The 10,000-nt window shown below is 73.9% G+C and carries 9 protein-coding genes; 3 read left to right on the top strand and 6 right to left on the bottom strand.

Features of this window, described 5'->3' with window-relative positions:
* Positions 1-191 precede the first annotated feature (191 nt).
* Positions 192-851, bottom strand: a complete 660-nt coding sequence (locus ACWGJO_RS22200; RefSeq protein ID WP_452186126.1) for a hypothetical protein — start codon at positions 849-851, stop codon at positions 192-194.
* Between the two features lie 100 nt (positions 852-951).
* On the opposite strand from ACWGJO_RS22200, the gene ACWGJO_RS22195 reads away from it, so the two are divergent.
* Positions 952-1,599 carry a TetR/AcrR family transcriptional regulator gene (locus ACWGJO_RS22195; RefSeq protein ID WP_380545796.1) on the top strand — a complete coding sequence of 216 codons (648 nt, stop codon included), beginning with the start codon at positions 952-954 and terminating at the stop codon, positions 1,597-1,599.
* A 5-nt stretch (positions 1,600-1,604) separates the two neighbouring features.
* Positions 1,605-2,357, top strand: coding sequence for a TrmH family RNA methyltransferase (locus tag ACWGJO_RS22190; protein WP_452186124.1), 753 nt, complete (start codon positions 1,605-1,607; stop codon positions 2,355-2,357).
* Between the two features lie 40 nt (positions 2,358-2,397).
* Here ACWGJO_RS22190 and ACWGJO_RS22185 read toward each other — a convergent pair whose 3' ends face one another.
* The 5 genes from ACWGJO_RS22185 to ACWGJO_RS22165 form a co-directional block, all read right to left on the bottom strand.
* Positions 2,398-3,741, bottom strand: coding sequence for a peptidoglycan-binding protein (locus ACWGJO_RS22185; RefSeq protein ID WP_452186122.1), 1,344 nt, complete (start codon positions 3,739-3,741; stop codon positions 2,398-2,400).
* A gap of 168 nt (positions 3,742-3,909) precedes the next feature.
* Positions 3,910-4,818, bottom strand: a complete 909-nt coding sequence (locus tag ACWGJO_RS22180) for a pyridoxamine 5'-phosphate oxidase family protein (RefSeq protein WP_452186120.1) — start codon at positions 4,816-4,818, stop codon at positions 3,910-3,912.
* Between the two features lie 32 nt (positions 4,819-4,850).
* The gene (locus ACWGJO_RS22175; RefSeq protein ID WP_387726528.1) at positions 4,851-5,321 is read right to left on the bottom strand and encodes a VOC family protein; all 471 of its coding nucleotides are present in this window, start codon (positions 5,319-5,321) and stop codon (positions 4,851-4,853) included.
* Positions 5,322-5,520: 199 nt separating this feature from the next.
* Positions 5,521-6,528, bottom strand: a complete 1,008-nt coding sequence (locus ACWGJO_RS22170; RefSeq protein WP_387694032.1) for an XRE family transcriptional regulator — start codon at positions 6,526-6,528, stop codon at positions 5,521-5,523.
* Positions 6,529-6,828: 300 nt separating this feature from the next.
* The gene (locus ACWGJO_RS22165; protein WP_452186118.1) at positions 6,829-8,985 is read right to left on the bottom strand and encodes a protease pro-enzyme activation domain-containing protein; all 2,157 of its coding nucleotides are present in this window, start codon (positions 8,983-8,985) and stop codon (positions 6,829-6,831) included.
* A 256-nt stretch (positions 8,986-9,241) separates the two neighbouring features.
* On the opposite strand from ACWGJO_RS22165, the gene ACWGJO_RS22160 reads away from it, so the two are divergent.
* Positions 9,242-9,808, top strand: a complete 567-nt coding sequence (locus tag ACWGJO_RS22160) for a CGNR zinc finger domain-containing protein (RefSeq protein ID WP_452186116.1) — start codon at positions 9,242-9,244, stop codon at positions 9,806-9,808.
* Positions 9,809-10,000: the final 192 nt, after the last annotated feature.

The raw sequence follows: 10,000 nt of genomic DNA, 5'->3' as shown, positions 1-10,000 counted from the left end.
TTGAGACCGTTGGCAGTCTGAAAATCACCCGTCACGCCCCTCTCCGCACCCACCCCCTGCGCCGCCCCCTCCCGCAGCGCGTCCCTCTCGCTGGGAGGGGCACCTTTCGCGCTGGGGTGGTTCGGGGTGCGGGCGCGTGGGCTTTTGGCCTGCGCGCCCGTTGGGGTGGGGGTGGGGGTGGGGTGTTGGGGTCAGGCGGCTTGGGCGGCTTGGGCGGCTTGGAGCCAGTTGGTGAACTCGCAGGCGAAGTGCCACTGGTGGCCGGTGGGGAGGAGGTCGGGGGCGGCTTCCGGGAACTGGACGGTGAGGCGGATGCGCAGGCCGTCGGGGGTGTCGGCGAATTCGTGGAGGACGTGGAGGACCTCGGTGTCGTCGGCGAGGGTGCCGGTGCCGCCGATGCGGACCGGGAAGGCGTCGTCGCCGGGGAGGTCGTGGTGGAAGCGGAGGAAGAAGCGGGCCGGGCCGGTGCCGATGGTTTCGATGATCTCGACCTGCTCGCCGGTGGAGTCGGCGAGGTAGTGCTCGGGGTTGGCGGCGAGCAGGGCGGCGCGGTCGCCGTCCTGCAGGCGGGCCTGCCACCAGGTGAGGAAGGTGTCGGCGTCGATGCCGGTGGCGGTGAGTTCGGTGACGGCGGTGCGCCGTCGGCCGGCGGAGGCCCGGGCCCAGCCGGCCAGGGCGGTGTCGGCGGCGGTGGTGTCGGGGGTGAGCAGTTCGCGCGTCCGGTCGTCGCCGAGGCGCTGCTTGAGCAGGCGCAGGGCGGCGCGGGCGCGGTCGAGTTCCCAGGCGAGGACGGCCTCCCGGGGGTGGGGGGTGCCGTCGATCTCGGTGCGGATGGTGAGGCCGGGCTGCATGGCGTCGCTCCTTGAAGAGGGCGAGAAGACGGAGGAATTTTCTCCGCTTCTGGTGACGCTAGCATAGGGGGAGAGATTTTCTCCGGTTAGGGAGTTGTGGATGAGGGCCGACGCGGAGCGCAGCCGGCGCAGGATCCTGGACGCCGCCTGCGAGGTGTTCCTGGAGCGGGGCCCGGACGCCCCACTGGACGCGGTGGTGCGGCGGGCCGGGGTCGGCCCGGGCACGCTCTACCGGCGGTTCCCCGACCGGGAGGCGCTGGTCCGCGAGCTGGTCACCGACCTGCTGGCCCGGCTCACCGAGGCCGCCGAGCAGGCGCGGGCGGCCGAGCCGGATCCGTACCTGGCGCTGCGCCGCTTCGTGCACGCCGCCGCCGATCTGCGGATGGGGGCGGCGATCGTGGTGCTGTTGGAGCACCTGGTGGTGGACGAGGAGCTGGTGGCCGTTCGCCGGGGCACCGTCGTGGCGGTCGAGGGACTGCTGCGGGCCGCGCGGGAGGCCGGGCGGCTGCGCCCCGACGTGGGGATGGGGGACCTGGTGCTGCTCTGCGTCCGGGTGTCCCGTCCGCTGCCGGGGGCGCTGGCGGCGCTGGACGCGGACGGCTCCCTGGTCCACCGGCACCTGGACCTCGCGCTGGCCGGGTTGGCCGGCGAACCGGACGGACCGCCCGGGCGCGCGTTGGGCTTCGACGAGGTGATCGCCGCGGCCGGGCGGCCCGGTGAGCCGGGTCCGGGGCGGGTGACAGAGTGACCGCCATGGACGAGGACGAGCTGGTACGGGCCTGGCGGGCGGTCGAGCGGGAGCCGGGGGCGGTGCTGCTGGACGGGTTCCACGCGCTGAAGCACGCGCTGCGGTTCGGGGGCGAGGTGCGGCGGGTGCTGACCGCCGACCGGGCGGCTCTGCTGGCGCTGGCGGGTGAGCTGGCGCCGGATGTCGTGCCGGCATTGGAGGGGCTCGCGGTGGAGGTGCCGGAGGCCGTGCTGCGGGGGCTGGTGCCGCGGTTGCACCCGACGGGGGTGGCCGCGTCGGCGGTGCGGCCCGGTGCTCGGGCGAACCGGGCGGTGCTGGCCCGCCGGCCGCGGACGGCGCCGGTGGTGGTGCTGGAGAATCCGCGCAACCTGGGGAACGTCGGGGCGGTGATCCGGCTGGCGGCGGGGTTCGGTGCCACCGGGGTGGTGACCACCGGGGATCTGGACCCGTGGCACCCGAACGTGCTGCGGGGCAGCGCGGGACTGCATTTCGCGACCGCGGTCGAGCGCTTGGATCCGGAGCAGCTGCCGGACGGGCCCCTGTACGTGCTGGATCCGGAGGGGGCGGACATCCGGGACGTGCCGTTCCCCGACGAGGCGCTGCTGGTCTTCGGCACCGAGCGGCACGGCGTGTCGGAGGAGCTCAAGGCGCGCGCCGACCACCTGGTGGCGGTGCCGATGCAGCCGGGGGTGTCCAGCTTCAACCTGGCGACCAGCGTCGGGATGGGCCTCTTCCACTGGATGTCGGGGCGGCGCTGAGGCGCGGTGCCCGGGTGGGCACCGCGCCCCGGCGGGGCCGTCAGGAGAAGAGCCGGCGCCAGGTGTCGGGGCCCGGGTAGCCGTCGGCCTCGCTGCCGCGCCAGCCCTGGGCCTGCTGGAAGGCCTGGACGGCGCGGCGGTCGCTCTCCGTCCAGCGCGGGCCGGGGCCGACGCCGTACGAGCCGCCGAAGCCCTTGCGGACCAGCTGTTCGCCGAGCAGACGTACGTGGTCGTTGTTCTGGCCGGGGCCGAAGTACTGCGCACCGGGGAAGGCCGAGCCGCCGGTGGTGGGCGGCGGGGGCGGCAGCGGGGTGCCGGTTCCGCCGCCGATGTCGCGGCCCTTGCCGTTGACCAGGTAGTCCCAGGTGTCCTTGCCGGGGATGCCGTCGGCCTCGTTGCCGCGCCAGCCCTGGGCCTGTTGGAAGGCCTGGGTGGCCTTGCGGTCGGCCTCGCCCCAGCGAGGGCCGGGGCCCTCGGAGTAGAACGCGGCGCCGCCGCGCCGCACCAGCAGTTGGCCGAGCCTGGTGACGTACGCGTTGTTGGCGCCGGGGCCGAACTTGGCGGTGCCGGGGAAGGCGGTCGAGGAGGTGCCGCCGCCGTCGTTGCCGCCGGTGGACAGGCCGGTGTAGCGGTACGGGACGTAGCCGCCGGAGTTGTTCCAGTACGCGTACGGGGTGGAGCGCTTCTTGGTGGCGGGGCCGGTCTGCTCGTAGGCGACGTACTTGGTGCGGGAGGAGTCGGTCCAGCCGCCGAAGATCACCACGTGCGAGCCGGCCTGGGGGTTGGCCGGGTTGTTGTAGATGAGGACGTCGCCGGGCTGGAGGTCGTTCTTGCCGATCCGCTCGGCGAAGCCGGGCAGTGTCCAGGTGGTCTGACTGCTGCCCAGGCCCCAGGCCATCGAGACGAAGCCGGAGCAGTCCTGGCGGTAGCCGTCCGACCAGTAGCGGCTCATGCTGTACGGCACGCCCTGGTCGACCCAGGTCTGGGCGCGCTGGATGATCTGGGCCCGGGTGAGCGGCGCCGCGGCGGTGCGCGGGGCGGCGAAGGCGCGGGCGCCGGGGACCTGGCCGTAGAGGCCGCTGACCTCGCCCTGGGGGGTCTGTGACCGGGCGCTGCTGCTGCCGCCCGGGGTGGGGCCGGGTGCGGGGGCCGCGGTGGCGGCGCCGGCGGCGGCCGTTCCGCCGCCTATCGCGGTGCCCGCGGCGGCCATCAGGACGGCGGCCCGGCGGCGGACGCTGCGGGCGGCGGCGTGGCCGCCCTCGTGGACCGGCGCGGCGTGCAGCCGTGCGCGTCGGCGGGCGTTGCAGCCCCCGCATATGCAGTCCTCCGCCGGTTCGACGTCGTCGAACTCGATGAGCGGGGACAGGGGGTCGGTCAGGGTCATGCTCCGCCTCTTTCCCGGACTATTCCGCGTGTTATCCGGACCAAAGTCCCAAAGCGGGCGGGATGAGTCACGGTGGGTTAGGCCGAACGGGTGAGACCCGTTCGGCTCCCGGACGTGGCGTCGATCGGCGGGAATTGTCGGACAGGCCCCGGGAGAAGTGAGGTGCGGTCAGCGCGGGATGGCGGTCGAGTACTCGGGGTCGCTCCAGGTCAGCGGGGTGGCGTCGGCCAGTTCGACGACGCCGGTGACGGTCAGTTCGACCATCCGTTCGGCGCCCGGGACGCCCCGCCGGGCCTCCTCGGACCAGTCGGCGCGGGCCTCGCCGGTCACCAGCAGCGCCCCGCCGGTCTCCCAGTCGGGCAGCAGCAGGCCGGCGCGCCGGTCCAGCTCCAGGTTCCCGAGCGTCAGGAACATGCTGTTGCCCGGGTACTCCGGCCAGCGCAGCCGGTCCGGTGCCACCGGTTGCAGGAAGCCGGGGAGGCCGCCGCGGTGGGAGGCGTCCACGCTGCCGTCCGGGCCGGTGCTGGCGATGAAGAAGGTGTCCGCGGTGGCCGCCGCCAGGCGCTGCGCGGTGGTCAGCGCCGGACCGGTGGCGACCGCGCGGGGCGGGCCGGCGACCGGGCGGTCCGTCGGGGTGCGGCGCTGGATGTACTTCGGGCAGTTGGCGACCACTTCCTCGGCGTGCACCAGCAGCCCGCCCCGGCCGTCCGGGACGGAACGCCCGTTGAGCCGCATCCGGCGCCGGCCGGCCGGGTCCAGTGCGATGGTGCCGACCCGGGCCGGGCGGTCCAGCGCTCCGGCCAGCGGGTCGGCCCCGGCGGGGAGGGCGGCGACGGCCAGGGTGTGTTCGTCCGGGGCGGAGAGGAAGCCGGCCGGGCCGGCCAGCTGGGTGGCCCAGACCCGGCCGTCCCGGTCGGCGGCGCCGACGACCAGCATCCGGCGCTCGGTCAGGAAGCGGGCGGCGACCGTCGGGACGGTGCGGCGGATCGACCGGCCGGCGTGGTCGGCCCGTCCGGTCCGGTCGGCCCGGGCCTGGACGGTCCGCTCGCCGGGGTGGTACGGCGTGCTGGTGGTCATGGTCGGCTCCCTGGCGGTGGTCGCGGCGCGTTCTAGAAGAAGCCGCAGGTCGGGGCGGCGGCGGTGGGGGCTTCGGCCTCGGTCCCGTCCACGCCGGTGCGGGTGTAGACCTCCAGCCGGATGCCGTCCGGGTCGGTGAAGAAGATGCCGCCGGAGGCCGAGCCCTCGCTGTGCGGGACGACGCCGTCGTAGGCGAACTCCGCGCCGAGCCCGCGCAGCAGCCGTTCGGTGGCGCGGACCTCGTCGAGGCTCTCGACCTCGAAGGAGAGGTGGTGCAGGCCGGGGCCGGTGGTGGCGAAGGTGCCCGCGCTCTGCTGCCAGAGCGTCACCACCAGGCGGCCGTCGCGGCCGAGCAGGGCGTAGCGGCGTTCGGGGTCGGTGCCTTCGGCGGTGACCTCCAGGCCGAACACGGCGCGGTAGAAGTCGAGTGAGCGGGCCAGGTCGGTGACGTTCAGTCCCACGTGGCCGGTCTGCAGGGTGCGGAGCTGGGTGGTGGCGGACATGCCTGGTCACTCCCGGAGGCTTCGGCGTCCGGCGAGGCTGCTGCCTAACCGGTACTCATGAGAGTAGGAGTTAGGTGATGCAGCGTCAATCAGTAAATGGCACTGGAACGGTTAGGTTTTGCGGTGGGCACGCGAAAGCCCCGCCGGGCCTGACCTTGGGTCCCGACGGGGCTCGGAAGGAGGGAGGGCCCGGCCCCTGTTAGGCCCACTCCCAGCGGATGCCGATGTGGCCCGGCTGCTGGTCCGGGGCCAGGACGTGGGCGCTCGCCGAGGCGCCGATCCACAGCTGTTCGCGGCGGTGGTCGACGTCGGCGCCGGGCTCGCGGTCGTAGCGCTCGCAGTGCGCGGGGACGGCCGCCGGGTCGAAGTGCACCTGGAGCACGTACTCGCGCACCGGGCTGGCGAAGCGGCGGCTGTACTCCATGGTCGGGCCGCCGGGCGGGATCTCCACCTCGTACTCGAAGACCGTGCTGTCGCCGAGGCCGAGCGGGCGGTCCAGCATCAGCTCGGCGACGATCAGCCCGGCCTCGGGGCGGCGGCGCACCCGGCCCAGCCGGCCGTGCCGCACCGAGGTGATCTCGGGGCAGCCGGCCGCCTCCTCGTCGGCCATGTGCACCACCAGGCAGCGGCCGACGCCGCCGACCGTGGCGCGCACCACCTGGCGCATGCGCAGCAGGTTGCCGCGCCGCTCGGCGTCCACGTAGTAGGAGTCGTGGATGCTCAGCCGCTCCAGCTCGCCGGCCGGCGGGGCGTTCAGCTCGGCGAAGATGTTGGCGATCTCCTGCTCGCCCGGCCAGACGTCCTCCAGCCCGAGGTGGCAGGTGTTGGCCGCGGCGGCCCAGCGGCCGCGCGGGCGCGGCGGGCCGAGCAGGGAGGAGAGCGCGCTGTGCGGCAGGCCGAGCAGTTCCTCCAGCAGGTGGACGGCGCGCAGCGAGCTGGCCCGTTCGGGCTGGCTGCGGCCGCGCCGCCAGTAACTCAGGGTCGTGACACTGACCCTGACGCCACGTCCGGCGAGGGCGGCGCGGATGCGGTCCAGGCTGAGGCCGCTGGCCTCGATGGCCAGGTGCAGGGTGTCGGCGAAGCCGCCGACCGGGGCGAGCCGGCCGGGCGGTGGTGCGGGGGCGCCGGCAGGAGCCGGTCCGGGGCGCTCCGTGTGCGACCCGACCAGCCGCAGTCGCGCGGCGTCCTGTGGTTGCTGTGCGGCCATGCGGTGACCCTCCCCACCAGGTGAGTTCGGCGGGACCGGGCCGGCGCCGGGGCGCGCCGCCAGCGGCTTCACCGAGCTTTGGGGAACCCTATGCACGGTCGAGAGGCTACGTCATCAGTCGTGCGTATGACAGTGGTCACGGCAGGTGGACCGAAGGGTTAGCGATCTTGAAACAGTCCGGAAACACGAGCCGCCGACCTGGGCCCGCACACCGCCGTGGGCGGGCCCGGACGGACACCGCCGGGGCGGGCCCTGACGGCTCCGCCCCGGCGGGGGTTCGGTGGTGCTACCGGTCGGTGATCAGCTCACGTTCAGCGCGACGTCGTCGATCACGAAGCTGGTCTGCTGCGACGAGTCCTCGGTGCCGGTGAACTTGATGGTCACGGTCTGGCCGGCGAAGGAGGTCAGGTCCAGGGTGCGCTGGACGTAGCCCGCGGCGGCGTTCGCGTTGGAGTAGGTCGCCAGCGTGGTGCTGTTGGCCTGGACGGTCAGCTTGTCGTACGCGGTGGTGCCGGTCTCCGCGGTGTCGATGTGCAGCCAGAAGGTCAGCTTGGCGGAGGCGCAGCCGGCCGGGATCGAGACGGTCTGCGACATGGTGTCGGTGTGGGCCGAGCCGTAGCCGTTCATCCAGGCCTTCCAGCTGCCCGAGTGGGCCGCCTGGGAGGAGCTGTTGTCGACCACGCCGCTGGAGGTGGTCCACGGGGAGGCGGTGCCGGTCTCGAAGCCGCCGTTGGTGACGAGCTGGGCGGCGGTGCAGCCGCCGGACGGCGGGGTGGTGCCGCCGCCGAGCAGGGCGGTGGTCAGCGCGTCGGCGACCGGGGAGCCCCAGCCGGTGACCTGGTCGTAGCCGGCCTTCGCGGAGAAGTCCTGGTTGGCGCCGGTGGTCACGTCGTGGAAGGTGCTGCCGTAGGCGCTGCTGTTCGCGACCGAGTACAGCCGCGGGCTCGCCTCGCCCAGGACCGGCTGCCCGGCGGTCTTGGCCTTCTGGTTGAACTGGGCCGCGTAGCCGGACCAGAGCGGCGCGGCGGCGCTGGTGCCGCCGTAGACCTGCCAGCCGCCGGCGGTGTAGATCGCGAAGCCGCTGGCCGGGTCGGCGTTGGAGGAGACGTCCGGGACGGTGCGCATGGTGCCGCTGACACCGGTGCCGGTCTGCCAGCTCGGCTTGGCGAACACGGTGGAGACACCGCCGCCGGCGGTGCTCCAGGCGCTCTCCGAGGAGTAGGCGTTGCCGCTGGAGACCTTGAGGTTGGTGCCGCCGACGCCGGTCTGGTGCGGGCTGGAGGCCGGGAAGTCGACCGCCTTGACGGAGGAGCCGCTGGTGGAGCGGGTGCAGTCGCGGGAGCCGTCGTCGCCGGAGGCGGAGAAGATCGAGATGCCCTGGGCGGCGGCCTGCTTGAAGGCGTTGTCGACCGCGGTCATCGAGGAGGCGGTGGTGTCCGGCTCGCAGGAGCCCCAGGAGATCGAGACCACCGAGACCTTGTTGTCGGTCACGATCTTGTTGGCCATGTCGATCTCGCCCTGGTCGCTGTTGGGCGCCTCGTAGACCAGCTGGGTGGCCTTGGGCGCCGCGCCGCGGACGATCTCGCTGTCCAGCTCGACCTCGCCCTGGCCCTGGCCGGGGGCGGAGTCGTAGTTGGCGCCGTCCACCGAGACGGTGGAGACGGCCGGGCCGGACAGGCCGTACTGGGAGTCGTAGGTGGTCAGGTTCGAGGACTTGTAGCCGTCGAACTCCCACAGCGCGACCGTGGTGCCGGTGCCGTCCGCGCCGGTCTTGTTGAGGTTGTACGCGCCGGTGTACTGGGCCGGGGCCATGCCGCTCGGGGTGGCGCTCGCCGCGTTCGGGGTGACCGCGTTCGGCGTGGCGATGCGGTTCTTGCGCACCGCGTGGTTGTCCAGGCCGCTGATGCCCTGGACCACGGCGGCCAGGTCGGAGGGGATCGAGGCCGCGGCGTCGTTGGCGAAGAAGGCGCGCTGCAGCTGCGGGTCCAGGTACGAGCTCTCGTGGGTGCCGAAGGCCTGGGAGACCTGGGCCGCGGTGCCGTGGGCGTTGACCACCTGGCGGTTGGCGCTCACGTCGCCGACGGTCAGGCCCTGCTGGGCCAGGTACGTCCTGACCTGGTCGACGGCGGCCTGGGTCGGGCCGAACCGCGCGGTGAACTGCTCCGGCGTCAGGTAGTGGCCGTACTCCGGGGTGCCCGGGGTGGCGACGGCGGTGAGGAAGCGGTCCAGGGCGTCGGTGTCGCGCAGCTTCAGGCTGACGGACACCGCGATCTGCTGCGCGGCCGGAACGTCACCCTTCTTCTCCGAGTGGGCCACTGCGGGGTTCACGGTGTTCGGCAGGGCGACGCGCGGGGTGGCGTTGGGCGTGGCGGCCTGCGCGGTGGAGACACCGAGCGAGACGGCGGTCAGCGGCAGCACGGCTATCGCCGCGGCGAGGGCAAGGGAGCGGGGACGCAACGGATCCTCCTCTGGCCGGCTGTGGGGGCCGGCAAGGGGCCAGGCGTTCAGGGGGTCGAGAACGCTGGCTCGAACATGACAGAACCCGTGTGCGAATTGGCTCATGGCCGGGCAATTCGTTGCTAAAAAACAGTCAACTGTGGAGAGTGGGGAACTCGGCGGTTCCATTCAGTGAATGACCGGGATTCCGGGGCCGGTCCGGACCGGTTCGGCCGAAGGGGGCGGACGTAGAATCGGACCGATCCGAGGGAGAGCCATGACCGATGCGCAGCCCGACCCGAGGGACCCGCGACCGCTGATCGGCGAGCCGCTCGCGCTCGACCTGCTCAACACCCGCTGGGCCGGAACGCCCGTCAACGACCTGCTCACCGACGTCGAGGGGTACGCGATCTGGCTCTCCTCCGCCGGGCTGGGCGAGCGCTGCGCGGCCGACGAGGCGGGCCTGGCGGCGATCCGGCAGACCCGCGAGGCGATCCTGTCGGCCGCCCGGGACGCCCGCGAGCAAGGCGAGTTGGGTGCCGCGGCGCGGGACGGACTGGACGCGGTGCTGGCGCGCGGACGGATCCGGCGCACGGCGGCACCGGGTGGGGCCGAGGACCGGATCGAGGCCGACGGGCCGCAGTGGCTGGCGCCCTGGCTGGCGGCGGACGGCTTCCTCGCGCTGCTCGGCGAGGGGGCCCACCGGGTCAGGCAGTGCGCGCACGAGGCGTGCATCCTGCACTTCTTCGACGCCTCGCAGAACGGCCGCCGGCGGTGGTGCCGGATGGCGGTGTGCGGGAACCGGGCGAAGGCGGCGCGGCACTATGTGAAGGCCCGGGGCTGACCGGCGGGCCGGCGGGCTGACGGGCTGACGGGCTGACGGGCGGGCTGGAGCAGTGCGGGTGGGCCGGAGCAGTGCGGGTGGGCCGGAGCAGTGCGGGCGGGGGGGGGGGGGGCCCCCCCCCCCCCCCCCGCCCCCCCCCCCCCCCCCGCCCCCCCCCCCCCCCCCCCCGGGGCGGGGGGGGGGGGGTATAAA

It is taken from the genome of Kitasatospora sp. NPDC054795, assembly GCF_053611565.1.
The sequence above is the reverse complement of the archived record's forward strand: the minus strand, read 5'-3'. Positions and strand labels throughout refer to the sequence as shown.

Bases quoted from the DNA above. Each gene is read 5' to 3' on its own strand.
- ACWGJO_RS22200 (WP_452186126.1), bottom strand. From the start codon at position 851: ATGCAGCCCGGCCTCACCATCCGCACCGAGATCGACGGCACCCCCCAC.
- ACWGJO_RS22195 (WP_380545796.1), top strand. From the start codon at position 952: ATGAGGGCCGACGCGGAGCGCAGCCGGCGCAGGATCCTGGACGCCGCC.
- ACWGJO_RS22190 (WP_452186124.1), top strand. From the start codon at position 1,605: ATGGACGAGGACGAGCTGGTACGGGCCTGGCGGGCGGTCGAGCGGGAG.
- ACWGJO_RS22185 (WP_452186122.1), bottom strand. From the start codon at position 3,741: ATGACCCTGACCGACCCCCTGTCCCCGCTCATCGAGTTCGACGACGTC.
- ACWGJO_RS22180 (WP_452186120.1), bottom strand. From the start codon at position 4,818: ATGACCACCAGCACGCCGTACCACCCCGGCGAGCGGACCGTCCAGGCC.
- ACWGJO_RS22175 (WP_387726528.1), bottom strand. From the start codon at position 5,321: ATGTCCGCCACCACCCAGCTCCGCACCCTGCAGACCGGCCACGTGGGA.
- ACWGJO_RS22170 (WP_387694032.1), bottom strand. From the start codon at position 6,528: ATGGCCGCACAGCAACCACAGGACGCCGCGCGACTGCGGCTGGTCGGG.
- ACWGJO_RS22160 (WP_452186116.1), top strand. From the start codon at position 9,242: ATGACCGATGCGCAGCCCGACCCGAGGGACCCGCGACCGCTGATCGGC.